This window comes from Sphingomonas sp. PWP1-2 (assembly GCF_049898305.1).
In the GTDB taxonomy this organism is placed as follows: domain Bacteria; phylum Pseudomonadota; class Alphaproteobacteria; order Sphingomonadales; family Sphingomonadaceae; genus Sphingomonas; species Sphingomonas glacialis.
The window spans coordinates 1-23,391 of the sequence record NZ_JAFCXM010000014.1; the positions used below are offsets into that span (position 1 = coordinate 1).

General features: G+C 64.1%; 16 protein-coding genes. 3 read left to right on the top strand and 13 right to left on the bottom strand.

The window, feature by feature from the left end:
* Window positions 1-1,056, top strand: a 1,056-nt coding sequence (locus tag ACP7C5_RS18725; protein ID WP_426265443.1) for a recombinase family protein, incomplete at its 5' end; no start/stop codon positions are given.
* 497 nt (window positions 1,057-1,553) lie between these two features.
* Here ACP7C5_RS18725 and ACP7C5_RS18730 read toward each other — a convergent pair.
* Together ACP7C5_RS18730 and ACP7C5_RS18735 are read right to left on the bottom strand one after the other, a co-directional pair.
* Window positions 1,554-3,125 (bottom strand): MFS transporter, encoded by a 1,572-nt coding sequence (locus ACP7C5_RS18730; RefSeq protein ID WP_426265444.1) that lies wholly within the window; start codon window positions 3,123-3,125, stop codon window positions 1,554-1,556.
* A gap of 392 nt (window positions 3,126-3,517) precedes the next feature.
* Entirely contained in the window at window positions 3,518-6,568 is a 3,051-nt protein-coding gene (locus ACP7C5_RS18735) for a DUF4982 domain-containing protein (RefSeq protein WP_426265445.1), read from the bottom strand.
* A gap of 117 nt (window positions 6,569-6,685) precedes the next feature.
* Here ACP7C5_RS18735 and ACP7C5_RS18740 point away from each other — a divergent pair, with 117 nt between their 5' ends.
* Window positions 6,686-7,501, top strand: coding sequence for a sialate O-acetylesterase (locus ACP7C5_RS18740; RefSeq protein ID WP_426265446.1), 816 nt, complete (start codon window positions 6,686-6,688; stop codon window positions 7,499-7,501).
* Between the two features lie 771 nt (window positions 7,502-8,272).
* Here ACP7C5_RS18740 and cobA read toward each other — a convergent pair.
* The 8 genes from cobA to ACP7C5_RS18780 form a co-directional block, all read right to left on the bottom strand.
* Window positions 8,273-9,097: a uroporphyrinogen-III C-methyltransferase gene (cobA, locus tag ACP7C5_RS18745; RefSeq protein WP_426265447.1), complete on the bottom strand. Its 825-nt coding sequence runs from the start codon at window positions 9,095-9,097 to the stop codon at window positions 8,273-8,275.
* A complete protein-coding gene (locus ACP7C5_RS18750) occupies window positions 9,090-11,672 on the bottom strand; it encodes a molybdopterin-dependent oxidoreductase (RefSeq protein WP_426265448.1) in 2,583 nt (860 codons plus the stop codon). Before ACP7C5_RS18750 ends, cobA begins: the two co-directional genes overlap by 8 nt.
* Window positions 11,669-12,013, bottom strand: coding sequence for a nitrite reductase small subunit NirD (nirD, locus tag ACP7C5_RS18755; protein ID WP_189677566.1), 345 nt, complete (start codon window positions 12,011-12,013; stop codon window positions 11,669-11,671). Before nirD ends, ACP7C5_RS18750 begins: the two co-directional genes overlap by 4 nt.
* Window positions 12,010-14,478 carry a nitrite reductase large subunit NirB gene (nirB, locus tag ACP7C5_RS18760; protein ID WP_426265449.1) on the bottom strand — a complete coding sequence of 823 codons (2,469 nt, stop codon included), beginning with the start codon at window positions 14,476-14,478 and terminating at the stop codon, window positions 12,010-12,012. The genes nirD and nirB overlap by 4 nt, the downstream gene beginning before the upstream one ends.
* Window positions 14,475-15,692, bottom strand: a complete 1,218-nt coding sequence (locus ACP7C5_RS18765) for an alginate export family protein (RefSeq protein ID WP_426265450.1) — start codon at window positions 15,690-15,692, stop codon at window positions 14,475-14,477. Before ACP7C5_RS18765 ends, nirB begins: the two co-directional genes overlap by 4 nt.
* Window positions 15,692-16,957, bottom strand: coding sequence for a nitrate/nitrite transporter (locus ACP7C5_RS18770; protein ID WP_426265456.1), 1,266 nt, complete (start codon window positions 16,955-16,957; stop codon window positions 15,692-15,694). The genes ACP7C5_RS18765 and ACP7C5_RS18770 overlap by 1 nt, the downstream gene beginning before the upstream one ends.
* 193 nt (window positions 16,958-17,150) lie before the next feature.
* A complete protein-coding gene (locus ACP7C5_RS18775; protein WP_426265451.1) occupies window positions 17,151-18,365 on the bottom strand; it encodes an ABC transporter substrate-binding protein in 1,215 nt (404 codons plus the stop codon).
* Entirely contained in the window at window positions 18,362-18,940 is a 579-nt protein-coding gene (locus ACP7C5_RS18780) for an ANTAR domain-containing response regulator (RefSeq protein ID WP_426265452.1), read from the bottom strand. The genes ACP7C5_RS18775 and ACP7C5_RS18780 overlap by 4 nt, the downstream gene beginning before the upstream one ends.
* Before the next feature lie 445 nt (window positions 18,941-19,385).
* Between ACP7C5_RS18780 and ACP7C5_RS18785 the strand changes: the two genes are divergently transcribed.
* On the top strand, window positions 19,386-20,189 hold the full coding sequence (locus tag ACP7C5_RS18785) for an alpha/beta fold hydrolase (protein ID WP_426265453.1): 804 nt from the start codon (window positions 19,386-19,388) through the stop codon (window positions 20,187-20,189).
* An 82-nt stretch (window positions 20,190-20,271) separates the two neighbouring features.
* Here the strand turns inward: ACP7C5_RS18785 and ACP7C5_RS18790 are convergent, their stop codons facing one another.
* The 3 genes from ACP7C5_RS18790 to ACP7C5_RS18800 form a co-directional block, all read right to left on the bottom strand.
* On the bottom strand, window positions 20,272-22,008 hold the full coding sequence (locus tag ACP7C5_RS18790) for a molybdopterin-dependent oxidoreductase (protein WP_426265454.1): 1,737 nt from the start codon (window positions 22,006-22,008) through the stop codon (window positions 20,272-20,274).
* An 819-nt stretch (window positions 22,009-22,827) separates the two neighbouring features.
* Entirely contained in the window at window positions 22,828-23,016 is a 189-nt protein-coding gene (locus tag ACP7C5_RS18795) for a hypothetical protein (RefSeq protein WP_426265455.1), read from the bottom strand.
* Window positions 23,017-23,181: 165 nt separating this feature from the next.
* The coding region (locus ACP7C5_RS18800; RefSeq protein WP_426263363.1) for a DDE-type integrase/transposase/recombinase at window positions 23,182-23,391 on the bottom strand (210 nt) is incomplete at its 5' end.

Consider the following 23,391-nt stretch of genomic DNA (forward strand, 5'->3'; position numbering starts at 1 on the left):
CAGCTCGAGCGCGACGGACACCGCTCGCCGGTCCGAACGACGGGCACTGGAAGAACCCATGGCGGTGTGCCGCTTAGCCGGGGTCAGATCTATTCGATCCTCAAATGCGGCATCTATATCGGGGAGATCCACCATAAGGGACAAATTTATCCGGGCCTGCACGATGCGATCATCACACGCGAGACGTGGGACACTGCCCAGGCAATTCTCGCCGGCAACTTGCAGGGTGAACGCAGCGGCGTTCGTGCAGCGCACCCGGCCTTGCTCGCGGGCAAGCTGGTCGACGAGCAGGGCGAGCCGCTGATCTCGACGCATGCCAACAAGGGCAATGTGCGCTACCGCTATTACACCAGCCGCACACTGCACGATCGCACCGGCGACGGCGGCATGCGGGTCCCCGCGCGCGAGATCGAAGCGGTGGTGTTGAAGCGCCTCGCTTCACTGTTCGAGGACGGACTGGCACTAAGCGCCAAATCAGGGCTGATCGTCACGCCCAGCGATATCGCCACCCTTATGGCGCGGTCGGTCGAGGTGGGGGCGGAGGTCGCGATGCGGCGCTCCGCGCTATTTCAGGATCTAGTGCAGCAGGTGCGCATCCATCGCAGCAGCCTCGAGGTTGACTGCTCCGCCAGTGTCCTCGCCGAGGCGATCGGCGCACAACGCGAGGACGACAGTTCGGACGTGTTCACGCTCACCGCGGACGTCCGGCTGACGCGGACGGGCAGGGCGATGCGACTGATCGGACAGGACGGTGCTGCCATTGTCTCACCGCCAAACCTCTCGCTGATCAAGCTGGTGCTGAAAGCGCGGCGCTGGTGGGCTCGGCTGCGAGTGGGTGACGTGGACATCAAGACGCTCGGCGAGATCGAGGGGGTGCAGCCGGCGTACATCACACGCGTGCTGCGGCTCGCGTTTTTGGCGCCGGCGGTGGTCGATGCAATCCTTAAAGGCGCGCTGCTGCCGGGTGTCGATGGATCGAGCCTGACCGCCACTGACGCGATCGATCCGCTCTGGGCGGTGCAGCGGCAGCGGATGCTGCCGGTAAGTAATCGATGACTCATTCGGCTGGAGCGCGATCAGTCAGTAAAGACCCACTTCCAGCCGTTCACCGTGCGATTGCCGCCGCCGGAAAGCGGACATCGGTTCATGTGCTACGTGCTCGCCTTGGCACGCCAACGCGATCGCCGTTGAGGCTAGCTGCAATCTTGAGATGATGTATACCAGCTTCGCCGACCGAGAAGATGGCAACTGATTTTGCGGTGGTGGGACTAGGCCGGGGCTGCAATGCCCCGGCCTATTTTCTTAACGAACACAGGGGGCGTTTCGCGCTCGATTGATCGGCGCGAAGCATCGACGGCGCTCAGCGCCACTCGGAATCCACCGATAGACCTCTTTTGCGCAACGCTGAGAAGGCCGTTTCCTAGAGGCGAAAGGTGTCCGGGCGCGTTCAAACGGCGCAGCGGCGGAGACCCAATAGGCGCGCAGATGCGCATCTACGCGACTGAACGCTGCTCGCATGCTGCACAGCATGCAAGCAGTGCCTATGCCGACACTTATTCGAGCTGACCGGTGTCGACGTCGAGATCGCGCAGGTCGCGCCCTCGCGTTTCGCGGCCGAACCAAGCCACCAGGCCGAACGAGACCGCGGTCGGGATCATGGCCAGCAGAGACGACACGCCCATCGAGAGCACTATTCCAGAGATGGTCAGGCCTTGGGCCACCAGGCCGCCACCCTTGGTACAGGCGGCCACCCAGCCCGTTGCCCGGCCGCGTACCGCGAGCGGGAAGCTTTCAGCGGTATAGGGCAACACGGTCGCGATGATGCCGTTCGTGCCGACGATCAGCAACGCGACCGGCAGGACCGGACTCCCAGTGCCAGTCGCTTCGAGCCGTAGGACCAAGAGCAGACCGGCTAGCGTAACGGCAATCATCGTCGCCAGCGCCCATTTTGTGCTCCATCGACTGTACAGCAGCGCCGCGACGAACACTGTCGGGAAAGCAATTAAGGCACTTTCGGCAAGGAGCCGGCTAGACAAGCCGACCGAATAACCCTTGGCCACGAGATCGGCTGGCAACCAGAGAAGCAGACCAAAGTTTATCAGTCCCCAGGACAGCGCGCAGATACTGAGCGCGGCCAATTTGCCGTACAGGTGCAGCCCAATCAGCGCTTGGGGGCCGCGCTGCTGCGCGATCCCCGTCTCGCTCGCACGATGCGCCGTGGCTCCGAAACGGCGCATGACCTGCTCCGCTTCCTCCACTCGTCCGCGTGCTAGCAGGAACTTGGCCGACTCCGGGATCAGCGCGCCCAGCGCGACGAGCAGCAGGCCGGACGGTAGGTTGGCGAGCCAGAGGATCCGCCAGCCAAATATCGGCTGCAGGATCGCCGATAGGCCGCTGGCCGCGAAATAGCCGCCAACCGCACCCAGTCCGCCGACGAGCACCAAGCTCCAGCCGCGATGGCGGCTCGGCATCATCTCGGCGAGCAGCGCGTAGGTTACCGGCAGCATGCCCCCCGCCGCGGCGCCCATCATGAAACACATCGCGATGTTCCAGGCGAGCGACGGCATGGCGCCGCAGATCGACGTCCCGACGAACATCACGGCAGACAGCAGTATCGACGCCTTGCGCCCGTACATATCCGCGATCCAGCCCCAGAGCATCGACCCTGTCACGGTGCCCGCCAGCGCGAAGAAGGGCACCAGCGAGACGGTTTTCTTGGGCACGCCATATTCGCTGATCATGCCGGGCACGGTGAAGCCGAGCGAGGCTGGCTTCATCACGTCGATCACCAGCGCCACGACCAGCACCGCCATCAGCCCCCAATGTGCCGGCCCCAGTGGGGCGTCCTCCGGCGCGGCGACGACGATATCGGCCGCGGAAGCGCGCTGCGCCGCCAGATTGCGGGGCAACAGGCCGTAACCGGCGAGCAGCGTCCCGGCGACGATCAGCGCCATGCCAATTAGCATCGGCATATCCATCGGCATGCCGACCAGACGGTAGTGCATCGCCCGCGCCATCGCGAACATCGGCAAATGGGCACACACACCCACAGTGACTGCCAGGCAGCCGAGCAAGAAGGCCCACAGCGCCTGACGGTCCGAAAGTGTGCTGCTCAAACCCTTCATGATCTATCGCCCCCCAGTTCACGTTGGACTTGCCCGTGATCCGCCGCAACGTCCAGCGCGAGCGCAATGCGCACCCTGTCGCACCCGGACGACTCAGACCCAGTTCCGGCCATTCAGCGCGGACTGATCGCCTCCAACAAGCAGCCGCTCGTTCATGTCCACCGCACGGCGGGGCTGGCCTTCCGATCCGGCGGATGCGAACTTCGGGTGCGGACGTCATAATCACGTTACCCTTGAGCGCGCCGGCAAGGCTGAGGCGCGTGCCGCCAATATTATCGCCCGCGAAAGCGCCATTGAGGCGGTCATTGCACCTCGAGTTGTGCGATCGCCAGGTGCTGTGCCGCAGTGCCCCTCTCGACCATAATCAACCAATACGTCATGCGTGTGCTGGATTATCGGCTCGTTGCCAACGGCCCGAGAATGTCTGCTTCGACAATGCTAAGCCGCCATCCGGCAGGCACCGCGTTCGCGCCGACACTTTCGGCGACCTTGTCGTTCTTCACCTCGACGATATTGCCGAAAGCATCGCGGTCGGCGGTCGGTCCGGTCAGCGCGATGCGCAGCCGCGATCCGATGGCGGGTGTCATCGCCAGATTGACGTAGCCAAGCGACTTGGAGGTGGCCCCCTCGAACACCACCTTGCCGTCCAGCGTGACGCGGATCGGATAGGCGCGGATGCGCCAGCCGGTCAGCCGCAGCGACAGCGCCGAAACCCGCTCGGGCCTGGCGAAGCGATATTCGATCCATGCCGTACCGGGGCTGCCGTCGCTGCTCCAGGTCGTCGCCTCGTCGTCATCATGCGCGTTGCCGGCGCTTGCCCGATTCGACCCGGCGGTGATTGCGGCAACGGGGATCGTGCGCGCGCGCTGGACGACCGTCTCCTTCACCGGGGTCGGCCCGCGGGACAGGTCAGAGGGCTGCGCGTCCTCCGGAAAGCTGGTCGAAAGGCCGCCGCTGATCGGGACGGCTTTGCTGGTCATCGTCAGCGAGGCCGATCCAAGGCGGGGTGCCGTGGCGGTCAGCCTGATGGTGCCCGGGGTCATGCCGGCGCGGACTAGGACGCGGTTGATGCCGAGTTCCACGGGCAGGTGTTTCGACAGGATGTAATTGTCCTCGCCGCGGGCCGTTCCGATGGTGGAGGTGGTGCCAGGCGTTTGCTGTGCCATGACGGCGACGGTCGACCGCGGTTTGCCCGAGCTATCGCCTTGCGCCATGCCACCGCGCCATTCGGCGGGGCCATCCAGCGTGAAGTCTATGGGATTGAACGCGGTTGGCACGCGTTGGGCCTTCGCATCCACCACTTCCACATCGACCAGCATCAGGTCCGACCCATCGGCCACGAGACCGCGCGGGCCGGTGTGGGGTGTCAGCCGAAGCGCGACCGGCGCGCCGGCGGTGGTCAGTATCTGCTCCGCCGTCCGCCCGTCCTTGAACGTGGCGACCGCCTTCAGCGTGCCCGGCGCATAGGCGACGTCCTTGAAGGTGAACAGGAATCCTTCACGCGTGCCCTTGCCGAGCGAGCGACCGTTGAGAAACAGCTCTACGCTGTCGCCATTGGACGTGACGTAGACCGGTTTCACCACACCCGATCCATAGGTCCAATGGCCGATCATGTGCAGGTGGTGCCCGCCACTCTCGACCCAGCCGTCCCACATACTCTGGTGGACGTACCAGGGATCCTTGGGCAGGCGCAGGCCATCGACCACGCCCGAGCGGCGGTAATTGTTGTCGCCGCGGAAATGCGAATTGGAGTCGGTGAACCCGATCTTCACGCCGCCGGCGTTGCTGCGGTCGCCACCGCCGGGCCGTTGGTCGTAATAATCGAGCCAGCGGCGCGCATCCTCCACCGCCATACTCTCGACGTTGCGGTTATAGTCGGGCGCGTCCTTGTGGAACGGCGGCGTCCAGTCGTCCTGATAGGCGCGCGCGCCTTCGTCGCGCGAATATTCCATCTGCCACAGCGGTTTGGACGCGCTCTTGTTGATGTACAGCATCTCGCCGCCATATTCGGCGGTGGTACTCCCCAGCATCTCGCGCGAACCGATCACGCGACCACCGTTTGGATCCCATTGCCGCTTGAGCGCGAGCATGTCTGCCATATGCGCCTCGGTAATCCTTTTATTGCCGCTTTCGTAGAACAGGATCGAGGGGTTGTTGCGATTGTAGATCATCGCATCGCGCATCAATGCCAAGCGCTGTTTCCAGCGCACGTCGTCCCTGGGATCGCCTTCGCTGTCACCGGCCGGCATCGCCTGGATCAGGCCCAGACGATCGGCGGACAGGACGTCCTGCTTGGCGGGGGTAACGTGCATCCAGCGCACGAGGTTGCCGTTGCTGCCGGTAATCAGCGCGTTGGACAGGTCGCTCATCCAGGGCGGCACGTCGGGGCCGACCGCAGGCCATTCGTTGGTCGTGCGCTGTGCATAGCCCTTGAGCTGCAATACGCGGCCATTGAGCTTTATCACGCCGTGATCGAACGCGGTCGCGCGGAAGCCGGTGCGCGTGTCCACCGCATCGATCACTCGGCCCGCGGCGTCCTTCAGCACGCCGGTAACCGTGTAGAGATAGCCGTAGCCCCAACTCCAGAAATGGAGCCCGGTCAGCCGCTGCTGCGCATAGAGCGTCGCCGCGGTGCCGGGCGCGATCGTCTGCCGATCTCCATTGAAACTGGCGATCACCTTGCCGCGCAGGTCGCGCACGACCACGCCGTAGCTGACGGCCATCGGCGCTTCGCTCTCATTGCGCACTTGGCTGCTGGCGTGCACCGTCGCGGCCGCGGCGGCGATGTCGAAACCGTCCGCCCAGATATATGCGCCGGTGGTACCCAGCGTGCTGTACAGCGGCAGCGTCTGATAGACCGGTCCCGTCAGGTGCAGCTTCACCGGTTTGTTGATGCCACCGAAATTGGCGAAGAAGTTCTTGTCTTCCCATTGGAATTTGGACCCGGTCGCGCGCTCGCGATAATCCCAGTGGTTGTCGACGCGCACCGCCGCGACGTTGTCGCCTGGCTTCAGCGCCGACGTGATGTCTACGCCGAACGCCATCACGCCATTCTCGCTGAACCCCATCTTGGTGCCGTTGACCCAGATGTCGGCGGCCTGCCGCACACCTTCGAACTCGAGCAGCGCGCGACCGCGCGGCGCGGTCACCGGTAGGTGGAAGTGCTTGCGATACCAGATAATGCCCTCTGCATGGTCATGCCCTCCGACGGCGAATGCCTGGTCCTCGTTGAAGGCACGCGGCAGCGTTACCGCCCGCCACGCCGCATCGTTCGCCTTCTCCCCCGAAAAGCGAGGATCGTCTCCGACATGCATCCGCCAGTCGCGGCTGAACTCGAAGCTTTGCCGCGGCGAAGCCACGGTGGTCGATGCGCGTTGCGCAATCGCCGGGTCGGAAGCAGCCAACCCGGCCACGCAGAGCAGCGATCCTAAGGTCTTTTTCACACCGCTCTCCTGCCGGCCTGCTCATCCGCCACACGGCGAATATCAGATATTGTTATTGCTCACCATCATATGGTAATACCAAGTGGTCAAGCAAGAAAGAGGTCGATGGCCAGGCAAATGCGTTCGGTGACCTGCGTTGGCGGCGCCTCGCTCGCTCTCCTCGCCACGTCGGGGGCAGCACTCCCGCCGCAGACATTCGACGTCTACGTGCTGGCCGGTCAGTCCAACATGTCTGGGCGGGGAGCGCTGACCGATCTCACGCCGAGCGAGCGCTCTATCGATGCGAACATCCGGGTCTACAGCAATGACGGAAAGTGGCATCCGGCAGTCGATCCGCTGGACGACGCTACCGGCCAGATCGATGCCGTGTCGGTTGATCGTCAAGCCGCCGTCGGGCCTGGCCTGTTCTTTGCCCGGACAATAAGCGCCGCGTCCCACCGCCCCGTCGCTGTCGTGCCCTGTGCTAAGGGTGGCACAACGATCGGCCGGTGGGCGCCAGGGGGTGGACGCGACACGCTATACGGATCCTGTATCGCCCGCATCCGGGAGGCCGGCGGCCATGTTGCCGGCATCCTGTGGTACCAGGGCGAGTCCGATGCCGAGAAGGCGCCGGCAAGCGCCGCACGTTGGCGTGGCACTTTCGCGACCATTGTCGCTGCCTTCCGCGCCGATCTGAAACAGTCTCGACTGCCGATCGCCTTTGTGCAGCTTTCGGACAAGCCGACGCTAGACGCGCTGCGTTACCCCAGCTGGGAAGTCATCCGTCAGCAGCAGATGGAAGCGGGACAGGAAACCAGGTGCGTGACGATGGTTCCTGCCGCCGGGCTCCCCCGTAACTCGGATGATCTGCACCTCAGCACGGCCGCTCAACGCGAACTGGGTGCGCGACTGGCGAAGGCGATGCAGACATTGACGCACAGCCATTGTCGCTGACTCGCCCCGTGGCTGACCCGCGATCCCGAAACGCTCATGGCTTCGCATCGGGTCTGGCACAACGCTCGGGGCACTGTTGACTTGTAGGTCGGCGAGTGCCGAGCGTGGGCCCTTTTGGGCGCCGCTGACGTCGTTTAACGCAGACGCGTCCGCGATCGGATTTTTGTCGTTCAGCAAGAGCCCAATCGGCCAGTTCAATTCAAACGGATGGACACCGCCCTCAAGACTATGCCCGCGTGGCTGGAGCGGTGCGGCGGCTCGCCGAGCGACGGAGCCTCATCAGCCGGAACGACCCCATGGGCCGCATGAGTACATACCAATATTCTCGCTTGGTCCACGAATGGGTCGCTGGCATAAGCCTCCAGCCCCAAAACTACGGCACTCGCTCGCGCCGGCGGGCAAAAGCGTCAATCATTTATGAGGCGACGGGCAATCTCCAGTCCGTTCAATTTCCACTTGGCCACGCAAAAATTGACAGTAGGGTGCGCTATCTCGGAGTTGGCGTGGAGGGTGCGCCTGTGTTTCCGGACGAACGGAGGTCTCAGCAGACCCAATCATGGACGCACAGCGCCCCTCTTGCGCTTCCCAACTCCGGACACTCATTCATCGGTTCGCGATCGCACCGCAGCTTCGCTGAAACGACGTGAATTGGGACTTTGCCGCCATTCGCTGCTTGCTCCGCGAACGGCAGCTTCAAACCACACCGGACATCAAAGCTGCATGCAACCCACGGCATGGCAAAGAAATGAGTGACCGGTAGTCATCGAGCGATCAAATCGCTGCTGACGACACCGCGAGCATACCGACGGCGAGAGTGCCGCTGCCGCTAGCCTCGTACGCAGCCCGGACAAGTTTCGGCGCAGTTTGGGCGCGCATTGCTTCGCCGACCAAGATTAAAGCGGGGCCGGCACCCGAGGCACGATCGATCACCAGCGCCAGCAAATCGAGTCGGGTATGGACGAGACGTTCCGACGGAAGGCTGACATCGCTCGCGATGAGCACCGGGGTAACCGGCGCGAGGCCGTTTGCAATAAGCTGGCTGGCGATATCTGCCGCCGCACCGCGGCCCATGTAAAAGGCTAGGGTCGCGGAGGAATCCGAAAGCGCCGCCCAGTCAAGATCCAGCGGCTGGCCAGCACGCGCGTGGGCGGTTACGAAACGCAGCTCACGCGCCGATCCGCGCAGCGTAAGCGACACGCCGGCGCTGGCCGCTGCGGCGCTCGCTGCGGTGATGCCCGGGCAGATCCGCACGCGAAGGCCGTGGCGGGCAAGCGCGTCGATTTCCTCGGTCGAGCGGCCGAAGATCGAGGGATCACCGCCCTTCAGCCGCACCACCCGCTCCCCGGCGAGCGCAGCCTCGACCAACAGCGCGTCGATCGCGCCCTGCGTCTTGGAATGGCGGCCCGAGCGTTTGCCGACCGAGACGCGCGTGACATGCGCAGGGATCAAATCGAGTACTCCCGGTCCGACCAACGCATCGTAGAAGACGATGCTGGCCGCGCCGATCAGCCTCTCGGCCTTGCGCGTGAGCAGATCGGGGTCGCCTGGGCCGGCGCCGACCAGCCAGACGTCGCCGGGTGCGATCACTTCAGACATGGACACTCTCCTGGACGGGCAGCAGCTTGGCGATGGCGGGGCGGCACGAGCCGCAATTGGTGCCGGCGTCGATCGCCGCGCCGACCGCCTCCACGCTGACGAGCCGCTGGTCGGTGATCGCGGCTAAGAGCGTATTGAGGCCGACGTCGAAGCAGACACAAACGATCGCGCCGCGATCGGGGGCAGGAGTAGCAGGGCGCCCGGCAAGCACTTCGAACGAAGAGGCTTCGTCCGCGCCGAGCTGCCTGATCAGCCAGTCACGCGGCGGCAGGCCGGCGCTGCGCGACACAAACAACGCCGCCTGCAACTGCCCCTCCGCCATCACTGCCGAGCGCACTACGCCGCGGCGCGCATCGATCATCTCGGCGCGCTCGCCCGTGGGCATCAGCGCGGTCATGGCCGCTGGATCGCCGTCGCCCGCCAGTTCGACCAGCCAGCCATTCGCGGTGCGGATTCGTGTCCAATAGGTGCAATCCGGGATGCCCGGCCGCTCGCGCGAGACGAGGAAGCCGGTCCAGTCGGGCTTGTACGATCCGGCGCGCGCGGGGGTGTTCTTGAAGCCGGGCTGACCCGAGATCGGATCGCGATCGTTGCCGGGGAGCAATCCGGTGCGGCCACCGGCGCTGGTCTGGTCGGTCCAGTGGATCGGCACGAATAGTTCGCGGCGGCGCTGCTCAGGCGTGATCGACACGCGAAAGATGCTCGCGCCGTTCGGCGTCTCGACCCGGGCGAGCGCTCCGTCGGCAAGGCCGAGACGTTGCGCGGTATCGGGATGGACCTCGACCAGCGGCTCGCGGCGGTGCTGCGACAGCTTGGGCGACAGCCCGGTGCGCGTCATCGTATGCCACTGGTCGCGGTAGCGGCCGGTGTTGAGCCGCAAGGGATAGGCGCGGCTGGCATCATCGCGCGGGTTGTGGACGACGGGAACGAGCCGCGCCTTGCCGTCGGGGGTCGGGAAAGCGCGCCCGGCGAAAGGCGAGGCGCCGCCCCATTGGAACGGTGCCATGCCGGCATAGTCGGCGTCGGAGATCGCCGCCTGGCTGGAAATGTCGAGCAGCCGCGCGCCATCATTCTCGAACCCGGTCTGCGCGGCAAATTCGCGGAAGACGCTCGCGGCGCTCGGAAAATCGAAGCCGGCAAAGCCCATGCGCCGCGCAACCTCGGCGATTTGCCACCAGTCGGCGCGCGCCTCGCCCGGATCGGGCAGGAACGCGCGCTGGCGCGACACGCGGCGCTCGGAATTGGTAACCGTACCGTCCTTCTCGCCCCAGCCGAGCGCGGGCAGCTTCACCTGCGCAAAGCGCAGCGTATCGGTCTCGGTGATGCAGTCCGACACGACGACGAACGGGCAGTTGGCGAGCGCAACGCGCGCCATGCGCGCATCGGGCATCGACACAGCGGGGTTGGTCGCCATGATCCACACTGCCTTGATCTTGCCTTTGGCCATCGCCTCGAACATGTCGACCGCCTTCAGACCGGGACCGGGGCAAATCGTCGGCGCGTGCCAGAAGCGTTGCGCGCGGTCGCGCTCGGCATCCGAGAATCCCATATGCGCGGCGAGCGTCGAGGCGAGTCCGCCGACCTCGCGACCGCCCATCGCATTGGGCTGGCCGGTGATGCTGAAGGGCCCCGCGCCGGGTTTCCCGATACGGCCGGCGGCGAGATGAAGGTTGATGATCGCGTTCGCCTTGTCGGTCCCGCTGGTCGACTGGTTCACGCCCTGGCTGAACAGAGTGATCGTGCGCGGGTGATCCGCGAACAGATCGTAGAACGCCTGCAGGTCGGCGGGGGTGATGTCGCAGACTCGCGCGACATCTGGCTTCGGCAGCGACTTCCAGAAGCCGTCGGGAACGTGCACGCGCTCCGCCAGCGCCTTGCCGTCGAGCCGCCAGCTCGAACGCATGTGTGCGAGCAGTCCGGTGAATAGTGCGACGTCGCTATCGGGGGCGATCGCGAGATGGAGGTCGGCGCGCTCGGCGGTCTCGGTGCGGCGCGGGTCGATCACCACGAGTTTGGTGCCGCGCGCCGCCCGCGCCGCCTCAATCCGCTGCCAGATCACGGGATGGCACCAGGCGGTGTTCGATCCGACCAGCACGATCAGATCGGCGGCATCGAGATCGTCATAGCTGCACGGCACGACATCCTCGCCGAACGCGCGGACATGCGCCGCCACCGCGCTCGCCATGCACAGGCGCGAATTGGTGTCGATATTAGCGGTACCGATGAAGCCCTTCATCAGCTTGTTGGCGACGTAATAATCCTCGGTCAGCATCTGGCCCGAGGCGTAGAACGCGACGCTATCGGGGCCATATTCGGCGATCGTCGCGGCGAAGCTCTGCGCGACGTGGTCCAGCGCATCGTCCCAGCTGGCCTGGCGGGTGCCGATCATCGGGTGGAGCAAGCGGCCTTCGAGGCCGATCGTCTCGCCGAGATGCGTGCCTTTGGAGCACAGCTTGCCGAAATTCGCCGGATGGGCCGGGTCGCCGGCGATCGTCGCAGAGCGTGCGCCGGTGGGCGTGGCGAGCACGCCGCAGCCGACGCCGCAATAGGCGCAAGTGGTCTTAACCGTGGTCAAGCCACGCCTTCCAGCGCCGCCGCGCGGCCGATCAGGATGCGGCCACCATCGATCTTGACCGGGATCACCGGCACGCACCCCTTGTCCTCGCCGAGCGCCTCGCCCGTCACGAGCGAGATCCGCCAGTTATGCAGCGGGCACGTCACCGTAGTATCGTGGACGATCCCCTGGCTGAGCGGCCCCTGCTTGTGCGGGCATTGGTTGGCGAGCGCATAGACCTCGCCATTGGCGGTGTGGAAGATCGCGATCTCGCGCCCGCCGCGTACCGGCAACGTCCGCGCACCGAGCGCGGGAAGCTGGTCGACCGGACCGATGTCCAGCCATTCGCCGACCGCGCTCACGCGGCCACCAGCGAAGGCGTCGCGAGAGGGCGGATTTCGGCGAGATGCTGGTGGAGTTTGTAGTCGTCGCCCGCCGCGCGCTTCGCCCACGGGTCGTCCTGCATGAAGCGCTGCGAGAAATGGAAGCGGGCAGTCAGCGCCACGCGGCCTTCGACGTCCTCGACGATCCGCGCCTTGATATAGTCGAGCCCGACGCGCTCGACCCACGGCGCGGTGCGATCGAGATAGCGCGCTTCCTCTCGGTAGAGCTGTATGAACGCTGCGCAGTGATCGAGCGCCTCTTGCTCGGTTGCGACCTTGCACAGGAAATCGGTGCCGCGCAGCTTGATCCCGCCATTGCCGCCAATCGACAGTTCGTACCCGCTGTCGACGCAGATCACGCCGAAATCCTTGATCGTCGCCTCGGCGCAATTGCGTGGACAGCCCGACACCGCGATCTTGAACTTGTGCGGCATGAAGCTGCCCCAGGTCATCTGTTCGGTCTTGATTCCGAGCCCGGTCGAATCCTGCGTGCCGAAGCGGCACCATTCGGAGCCGACGCACGTCTTCACGGTGCGCAACGCCTTCGCATAGGCGTGGCCGCTGACCATGCCGGCGGCGTTGAGATCGGCCCACACCGCGGGCAAATCCTCCTTCTTGATCCCGAAGATGTCGAGCCGCTGGCCGCCGGTCACCTTGACCATGCGCGCCTCATATTTCTCGGCGACATCGGCGATTGCGCGCAGTTCCTTGGGGTTGGTGACCCCGCCCCACATCCGCGGGACGACCGAATATGTGCCGTCCTTCTGGATATTGGCATGCATTCGCTCGTTGACGAAACGCGACTGGTTGTCGTCGATGAACTCACCAGGCCATGCACATAGCAGATAGTAATTGAGCGCCGGGCGGCACGACGAGCAGCCGTCGGGCGTCGTCCAGTGCAGCGCCTGCATCACCTGCGGGATCGCCTTAAGCTCTTTCTCGAGGATCAGTCGGCGGACGTCCTCATGCGTGAAGCTGGTGCATTTGCACACGGTCGGCGCGCTGCGCTCGCCGTCGAATGCCTCGCCCAGCGTGACCGCGAGCAGGCCTTCGACCAAATTGGTGCACGACCCGCACGAGGCAGATGCCTTGGTGCAAGCGCGCACCGCATCGAGCGTCACCGCACCGTCCGTGATCGCGCCGACCACCTTGCCCTTGCTGACGCCGTTGCAGCCGCAGATCTCGGCATCGTCCGCCATCGCTGCGACTGCCGCATTAGGGTTTGCCGATGCCGCTCCTCCACTGACGAAGGCCTGGCCGAAGATCAGCGCATCGCGGATTTCGGCGACGTTCTGCTGCTTCCTGAGCAGGTCGAAATACCAATTGCCGTCCTGCGTATCGCCATAGAGCACCGCGCCGATCACGCGGTCGTCCTTGACCACCACGCGCTTGTAGATGCCGCGCGCCGCATCGCGCATGACGATATCCTCGCAGCCATCGCCGCCCGAGAAATCGCCCGCCGAGAAGACGTCGATCCCTGAGACCTTCAGCTTGGTCGAGGTGACCGAGCCGGTATAGCCCGAGGGCGTCGCGACGAGCCCGTCGGCGAGGCTGCGGCACATGTCCCACAAGGGCGCGACCAGGCCGTAAACCAGGCCATTATGCTCGACGCATTCGCCGACCGCGAGGATGTTGGCGTCCGAGGTGACGAGGTGATCGTCGACATGGATGCCGCGCCCGATCGCGAGATCGGCGCCGCGCGCCAGCTTGACGTTGGGGCGGATGCCGACCGCCATCACCACGAGCGACGCCGGGATCTCGTGCCCCGTCTTGAGGCGCACGCCCTCTACCTCGCCCTGACCGTAGATTTCGGCGGTATCGGCGCCAGTCAGGATCGTCTGGCCGCGCGCCTCGAGCGCTGCCTTCAGCAGCCAGCCCGCCGCTTCGTCGAGCTGACGCTCCATCAGCGTCGGCATGATGTGGAGCACGGTCACCTTCATGCCGCGGAGCGAAAGGCCATGCGCGGCTTCGAGCCCGAGCAGCCCACCGCCGATCACCACCGCGTCTCCCCCGGCGTCGGCCGCGCGCAGCATCGCGCCGACATCGTCCATATCGCGGAAGGTGACGACACCCTGCAGATCATGCCCCGGCACCGGGATGATGAACGGGTCCGAGCCGGTCGCGAGGATCAGCTTGTCATAGCTTTCGACCCGGCCCGAACGCGCCGTGACGGTCTGGATCCTGCGGTCGATCGCAACGACGGGGTCGCTCGCCACCAGTTCGATCGCATTGTCGGCATACCAGGCGAGATCGTTGATCACGATGTCGTCGAACGCCTTGTCGCCGGCGAGCAGCGGCGAGAGCATGATGCGGTTGTAGTTCACGTGCGGCTCGGCGCCGAAGATCGTGATGCGATAGCGCTCCGCATCGCGCGCGAGGATTTCCTCGACCGCGCGGCAGCCCGCCATGCCGTTGCCGATGACGATGAGATGCGGTTTGGTCATGAGAAAGCCCAATCCAGGGAGAGCCAGAGTTTCTTGGTGTCGGTCGCGTAGCGATCGGCGCGATAGTCGGCATATTTGAGGAGCGCGGTGTATCGGCCCTGCTTGACGCTGAGCTGCGCATCGACCTCATCGCCGTAATGTTGGCCGAGCCGGTTGCTGTCGAAGCGGTGATAGGCGGCGACCAGGGCGATCGCATCGAGCCCGGCGACCTTCTTCCAGCCATAGCCGACCGAGCCATAGGCATCGCGCAGGCCATTCGGCGGGGTGACGAGAAACTTGTCGGCCCAGCCGTTGAACTTGTGCAACGTGGCGAGCGGGGTCTGGAAGCTGGTGACCGCGACACCCCTGTCCGCGCCGAGCACCTCATACCCGCCGGTCAGCGTCAGCGCCCTGACGGCGATGCCGAGTTCGCCCGCATAATAGTCCGCGTGATAGCGGTTGGGGTTGCGGTGATAGTCGCTTTGCGACGCGAAGCTCGCGAGGTAGGCCACCTTGAGCGTCTTGCTGAGCGGATAGGCCCCGGCGAAGCGCCCGCCATAGCTCTGGCTCGAATTGACGAACACTTGCCGCTGGTCCTGGTCGACCAGATAGGCAAAGCCCGTTAGCGTACCGAGGCTGGTCCTGTAGGCCAAGTTGACGAAGACATTGTCACCGCCGATCTCGCCCAGCCGCGCGGGACCGAAGCGATTGCCACCGTCGATCCCCCAGATAGTGCGGACAGTGTTCGCATAGGTGACGTCGGCCTTGAGGTTCTTGATCGCCGACCATTCGACGCGCACCGCATCGAAGGTTTGTTCATTGTCGCGCCACGCGACCGCGCCGACGAAGCGCTGGTCGTCGAGGTTGATCGCCTGTCGCCCGATGGTGACGACGGTCTGCTTGAGCCCGCGATATTGCAGCTGCAGCCGGTTGAGCTCGATATTCTGCGGATCGGAAACGATCGGGTACGCCGTCTTGCCGTTGACCCCGCTGTTGTACGCCGGGTTGATCGCGAGCGTCGCCTCGGATTCAGTGAGAAAGCTGAAATCGCTGAGCTTCGCCTCGAACCCGCTGCGGAGCCTGAGCGTGACGGCGTCGGCGTCCTTCGCAAGCGGCGCCTGCTCGAGATGTTCGTAGCGCAGCCGCGCATCAATCAACGGGGAGAAGGTGAGCGGGTCGGCGAGGGCCGGTGTCGCCACCAGCCCTCCCAGCGCGAGGAGCGACAGCGCGCGCATCAGATCCGCGCTCCGTTCGCCGCGGTCCAGCTGCCGCGCCAGTGGCGCTTAACCTTGAGGATCCCGAGCAAGGCGACGACCGCGAGCCCGGCGAAGATCAGGAAGCCGGGCGAAGTGCTGCCGGTCCACTGCTTGGCAAAGCCGAGTGAGGAGGCGAGGTAGAAGCCGCCGATCCCACCGCCGAAGCCGACGAGGCCGGTCATCACGCCGATCTCGCTGCGGAAGCGCTGCGGCACGAGCTGGAACACCGCGCCGTTGCCGAAACCGAGCGTCGCCATCACCAGCAGGAACAGGCCGAGCGAGACGGTCAGCGAGGCAGGCGCGGTGCTGATCGCCACCAGCACGAGCGCCGCCAGCAGATAGACCGCGGTCAGCGTGCTGATCCCGCCGATCCTGTCCGCCACCGCGCCGCCGATCGGCCGCACCAGCGATCCCGCGAAGACGCACGCCGCGGTGCAATAGCCCGCCGTCACCGGGGTCAGCGCGAAACGGTCAGTGAAATAGACCGGCAGGCTGGCGGCCAGCCCGACAAAGCCGCCAAAGGTAACGCCGTAGAACAGCATGAACCACCAGGTGTCGGCTTCCTTGAGCACCGACAGATAGGCGGCGAACGGCTTGGGCGCGGGCTGGCTCGGCGAATCCTTCGCCATCGCCATGTAGAGCAGGAACACGATCGCCAGCGGGATCACCGCGAGCCCCAGCACCGCGTTCCACCCGAACGCCTTGGCGAGCATCGGCGCGAACAGCGAGGCGAGCACGGTGCCCGAATTGCCCATGCCGGCAATCCCCATCGCCTTGCCCTGATGCTCGGCCGGATACCAGCGCGAGGCCAACGGCAGCGCGACCGCGAAACTTGCCCCCGCAAAGCCGAGCACGACGCCCAGCGCGAGCGTGCCCTCGAAGCTGTGCACCCCGAACAGCCAGCCGATCGACAGGCCGGCAATGACGATGATCTGCCCGATCGCACCGGTCTTCTTCGGCCCGATCTTGTCTACCAGCAGGCCGTTGACGAGCCGCAGCACCGCGCCGGCAAGCGTCGGCACTGCGACCATTAGGCCCTTCTCGGCGGGCGACAGCGCCAGTTCCTTGGCGATGATCGGCGCGAGCGGACCGAGCAGCACCCACACCATGAAGGCGAGATCGAAATAGAGGAAGGCGGCGATCAGCGTCGGGCGGTGCCCGCTCTGCCAGAAGCCGGTGTCGCTCGGTTTCGCTTTGGTTCGCGCGCTGGTCCCCACCAGCCCGGCGTCAAACTCTGTCTGCAACTGCGTCATCGTCCCGATTCCCCTCGAGCAAACGCAAAAAAGCCGCCGCGGCGCTCGATCATTCGAGACGCGACGGCGACTTTGCCAGATTGTTGGTGTTGCCGAAAACGCTACCCCGTTGCAGCGTCTTGACGATGACCTAAAGCTGCCTCGATTCGCGCCGCAACGCAACAATTTTCTACAGCGCGGCCGATTATGCTTCGAATCCGCCAAGATAGCCGGCGAGATCGGCCGGATCGAAGCTCCGCGCATCGAAGAATCGGTCGGCACCGAGGATCAAGCGGCCCTGTGTGGTGCCGACCCCAAGCGATCCGGCGATCCCGCCCTCTAGCTTCGAGCTCGCCCCCGGCAGCGGTACGCCGAGCGGTCGCAGCGCGGCGCGATAGACGTCTGGGCGGAAAACGCGTTGCGCCGCGTCATAATCGGTTGGGTTCGGTGTCGCGTGGCCAGCGATGCACATCTGCGCATAGAGCCACGCCGCCTGGCTGACCCACGGGAAATTGGCCGCCTCGCGATGCTGGAACATGAAATCGGGGACGTCGATCGGGTCGGCGCCTTGCGCAAACACGATGCGGTCCGAAATGGCGTGGCCGATCAGCGTAGCCGACCCATCGAGATAGTCGGGACCCGCGAGGATAGCAGCAATCTCCTCGCGCCGCGTCGGATCGACGAAGGCCACGCCCGCGCGGTAAAGCGCGCGCAGCAGGCGATGCGTGAGGTCGGGATCCTCCTCCATCCGCGCGGTGCGCATAGCCAGCACCTTCTCGACCCCGCGCAGCCAGATCTGCGACGTCACCGCGACGATCACGCCGACGCCGCGGTCGACCGCGACGCTGTTCCACGGCTCGCCGACGCAAATCCCGTCAATCTCGCCCGCGGCGAGCGCATCGGCGGCGAAGGGCGGCGCGACCGTGACGATCGATACGTCGCGATCGGGATCGATCCCGCAGCCGATCAGCCAATAGCGCAGCATGTAATTGTGGCTCGAATAGCGGTGCACCACGCCGAAACGCAGCGGCGTGCCGCGCGCGCGCGCCGCCTGCGCGACGATAGCAAGCCGTGCCCCGATCGCCGCGACGTCGCCGGGCGCGCCCACCGCAGTGACCTGCGCTGCGAGATCGGGCCGCAGCGTGATCGCATTGCCGTTGAGCCCGAGCACGAACGGCACCGATAGCGGCGTCGCCGGCCGCCCCAGCCCCAGCGTCGTCGCGATCGCCAGCGGCGCGAGCAGGTGCGCGGCATCGCTATGGCCATAGAGCAATCGGTCGTTGACGGTCGCCCAGCTCATGTCGCGCACGAGCTCGAGCGCGATCCCCTCCGCCTCGGCGAACCCGAGTTCGCGCGCAAGGATCGGCAAGGCGGCGTCGACCAGCGGCAGGAAACCGATGCGGAACGGCGTGGTCGTCATAGGTCCCCCATCAGCCGGTTCGCGGTGACGATCGCGTCGGCGACGTCGCCGATCCGCCGCCCGCTATCCATCGCCGCCTTGCGCAGCGCGGCATAGGCCGCAGGCTCGTCGATCCCGCGCTTCTTCATCAGCAGCGCCTTGGCCTCGTCGATCGCCTTGCGCTCGGCGAGCGCGCCGCGTGCTTCGTCGAGCTCGGTCCGCAGCCGCGAATAGGCGCGGAAGCGGCGGATCGCGAGTTCGAGGATCGGGCGGATCCGCTCTTTCTTGAGCCCGTCGACGACATAGGCCGAGACGCCCGCATCGATCGCCGCCTCGATCCCCGCGACATCGCTTTGGTCGACGAACATCGCCACCGGCCGCGCCATCGCCTTCGACAACGCGAACAGCTCCTCGAGCTCATCGCGGTGCGGATTGGCGAGGTTGATCAGCACGACGTCAGGCGACAACGACTCGAGCCGTGCGGCTATACCGCGGCGATCGACGAAGATCGTGACATCGCTGAGGCCAGCATCGCGCAGACCTTCCTCGATCACGGCCGCGCGCGCAGCACTTTCATCGACAATCGCAATTCTCAAATGCGTGCCCTCCGTCAGCGTCCATAGACCGAGGTTGCGACAGACCAAAGCTGATTGAGCGGATGATCCGCTAGTACCGTGAGCGCTTACTACGACAGCTTCTGGGACTTCAAATATGACATGGGAGTGGCGTTACCGGGCGGACTGCCGACCGGCCGCTCCGCGCAGCCCGATCGGCAGCTTCCGTCAGCACCAGACGTTGACCGAAGCTGATTTGAATGACCGGCTCTGGTCGTGAGCTGCCGCGCCTCTGTGACCCACAAACCGCCATTCAGGTCGGCGCCAGCGCTTCCGACAAGCGGACGCTTGTTAATCGGGAATTGCGAGGATCAATGTCGTTGCTGCGGAGATTAGGTCGTTGGATGATCGTCATTGTCGCGGAGCCGCTGGCCCCAAGCACGGATCTTAATCGTTGAGCCGTTCTAGGTAACAAGGGCGATACGAGATGAACGAGATCCAGCGCGGCACCGGTCGCAAGTTGCTGCTCATCCATGGTTTGGGTGGAAGCTGGCGATCGTGGAGCACCATTCTGGATGCGCTCAGCGCCAACCGCACGGTCATCGCGGTTGACCTTCCGGGACATGGCGAAACTCCGGCTGAACATGATAGCGGGACGTTCGATGGTCTGGTTGGCAGCGTTCAGCGGTACATTGTGGACAATGCGCTGACGGGGATTGATGTCGTTGGCAGTTCGATGGGCGCGCGGATTGTGCTCGAACTCGCTCGACGCGGCGGTGTCGGCAACGTCGTCGCGCTTGATCCGGGCGGGTTCTGGCGTGGCTGGGAGCGTACCTTCTTCAAGACCACCATAGGCGCTTCAGGCCGCTTGTTGCGTGCGATCCGGTCCGGTCTGCCGATCCTGAGCCGGAATGCGGCGTCGCGCACTGCACTGCTGGCCCAGTTGTCGGCGCACCCGTGGGCGCTCGATCCGCAAACCGTGGCGACCGAGCTGATGGGTCTTAGTTTGACACCGACATTCGATGCGCTGGTCGATAGCCTTGCGACCGGTCCTGAGCAGACCGGACCCGCTGCCGCTGGCACCGGCCGGATCGTGATCGGATGGGGCAGGCATGATCGGCTCTGTCTTCCGCGGCAGGCGGCGCGTGCAATGGCGGCGTTTCCCTCGGCGAAACTGCACTGGTTCGTGTCCAGCGGCCACTTTCCCATGTGGGACATGCCGGAGGAAACAGTCGACGTCATCCTCGACGCTACGCAGAAAGGAAGTAGCGGATCGGCCGGCCAGGCTTGAGGATGTGTATTCGCCCATCCCGCGTACAAGGCGGACCGTGTTCATGCCATCGTCGCCAAAGTCTCAAGCGGAAACGCTGCGGTCAAATCGGCATCCGGTAGCCGTAGAACTCATGGTCCTCATTGTAACCACCTTGTCCCGATCCAAGGTCGGCAAAGTCATGCACGAACTCGATGGCAGCGACCCACTTGACCATTTTGAAGCCCAGTTCGTTCTCGCACCGTAGCCGCACGGGAGCACCATGAAGAACGCTCACTGGCTCGCCGTTCATGTCTATGGCCAACAACGTCAAAGCATGACGCATGTTCTCGATCCGGTGCACGTCATAATAGCGACCGCCGTCGGCTCCATCGGCCAACGAATAGAATACCAGATAACGGGCCTTGGCGGTCGGCTTCACCAGATCGAGGACCTGGCGCATCGGCACGCCGCCCCACTTTGCGACACCGGACCAGCCTTGAATGCAGAAGTGCGTCGTGATCTGCTCTTGTTGCGGCATCGCGCGCAACTCAGCCAAGGAGAACTCGCATGGTCGCTCGACCAGTCCGCCTACACGCAGTCGGTAATCCGTAAAGCCGTTCGCGACCAAGGCTTCGAACTCGGCGGAGGACGGCATCGTGCCATTTGGCCAGAAGTACGGGGAGATGTCTTTTTCCGTCAGTTCACTTTTCGGGTCCCACCACTCCGCCCAACCCTTGATCGGTCCGATCAGGAAACGTCCGATCTGCTGCACCAACCTGGCATGCCGGATCGTGAACGGCGAAGCCGCCCACCAAGCGATGGCCACCAGCGTGATCAAGGGGACAAAGACCGCGAAACCGCTCCAGGATGCATCGTGCACGCCAGCCCACATCATATTCAGGTTCGTTCGTGTGCCCGTAATGAGCACCAGCGTGACGTGCGCCAGGATGAACAGCAGGAACCACCAGAGTGCGAGGAAGTGGATCGAGCGTGCCCGCTGCCGATTGAGGACGCGGCCAAACCAGCCGAGGTGGTTCGAGAGCGCAGGACTTTGCATAAAACCTGTCACGATCGACGTCGGTGCTGCGATGAAGACCGTCGCGAAATAGGCGAGCTGTTGCAGGCTGTTGTAGTACGTCCAGCTATGGTCAGTGGGGAACGTCAGCGACAAATATTGCAGCGCGGTCGAGAAGGCGTTTGGGAATACTGCCCAGGTCGTCGGCACTATCCTCTGCCACTGATCCGTAGCGAACAGGAGGACGTAGATCGCAATGCCATTCACCATCCACAACGCGTTGACCGAGAAATGCCACCAGCGGGCCAACCCGATCGAGTGGCGAATACCTGGGATTCCGAGCCAGCTCGGGATCGTCACTGAATCATCTTTGGCGGTCCAGACGCGGCCGGTTGGAACGGCCTTCTGAAAGCGGAACCAGTCGGTGCCCGGCGTGCAGTCGCGATGCCAGTAAAGTCGGGGGTGATCGGCCAATATCTGCACGCCGGCCCGGATGATGAACGTCATGAAAAAGAGGTTCAAAAAATGGCTGACGCGAAGCCAGGTCGGGAAGCCCGATGTGACGACGCGGGCACCTGGCGGCGAGCCAGGATAGCGGATCAGAAACGCCTGGATTTCAGGCATCGTCCGTAGTGCTTGCGCCACGGCAACGCCAACGACGAGAAAGACGAAGGCGATAGGCAACGCCCAGAGCAGGCTGTACCATCGTTTTCTGAAGCGAACACGAGGAACGATACCCGACTGCGGCGGCATCCAGTGATTGAGCAAGACGCGATCGTCTGCCGTGGTGAGGCTCGACTCGATCGGATCGTGGAGAGGCTGTGCGGGACCGACATATTTCATGACATCGGTCCACTCCATATCGCGGGCGGTAAAGTAGCTTAATCGGCTCGATACGAAAGCCTGCAAAGCATGCTGGCATTACGCGTAGGCGAGGAGAAGGTCCCAATGGGCTTGAATAAGGATGACGAAGCGACCGATTATCGGGGTCAACCTTTTCCAATTACGGCTCGACTCCTGTTCCTGCGACCTCCGCACGAGAGGCGTATCGGTTTGTCATGGTCCCGGTAACTTTTCAAAAGGGAACCCGTTCCGGGACGACGCCCTGGCGATCACTCCAATGGAGACCTTGAGGCCCGCCTTTTCCAAATCCGTCCCCAATTGCTCTTTCCCGAAATTGCAGCAAGGAGACGGAGTATGGGAATGCTTAGCGTTCCCGAACAGGGGGGATTCGGGAGGGCCGTCACGACCCAACTTGGTCACTCCGACCGCGCCTTCGCCTTCCTGGCAGCGTACGTTTGTTCACCTCGCGATTTTTGTTTAGATTGGCCGATCATGTCCAGCGGTTTTGGGCAACTAACTCTGAAGCTCGACCCTCGCCAAGTCATTGCAACTAACCTAGGGCGCACAGGCGGTTAGTCTCCAGTCCCCGAATTTCGAAAGTCGCTAGCGCGGCGTCCGGCGAGTCATAGTTTCAGTGGCGGCAGAAGCCGCGCGTTTAGACCGCCTTCTTCAACGGCTCAGGTTTTTTGTCATCTGGAAGCATTTCACGGAGATGCTCATGAACCATTCGTTGGTTGAATGGCTTCGTAATGAACGTCGCCTTTTGTGGCATGTCCCCTGTGTTGGGTGACATGTGGCCTGAGGCAATTACGATCTCGATCAGCGGCCAATGCTCAGCGACGTGCCGCGCGAGCGCAAATCCATTATCGTGCCCGGCATATCGACATCCGAGAACAGCAATACCGTGCTTTCCCAGTGCTCTATTAAAAGCGTTATTGCTTCGTCTCCATCAAAGCACTCGTGGACACGAAACCCGGCGTTTTCGAGAATTAGGCTCGTCTCCATCATGAGCCGACCCTAATCGGGTGGATAGTGGATTCTAAGAAGCAGCACTCCCGCACTGCCCTGTGCGATAAAAGGTGCTAGGCTGCCCGCCCATAGAAATGATGGGTGCTGTCAGTCTAACGCGAACCGCTCTCTCCACGATGCAGGTCGGGCTTTTGCAAGGTGCCGCTATGCCATGACCGATTGCCACTCAGCCTGGGCGGCTGAGCGGCGTTCCTTGTAGGTCTTGCGGTCGACGAGGTGACGTTCGAGATTGAAATGATTGTGGACGTTGGCATGGACCGAGGCGAATTTCTGTAGGGTCTTCATTTGCCTGAATCTTAGCATTGCCCGCTCTCGTCGTCGAAAGGGCAGGTGGCTATTTTCGACCCGATTGTT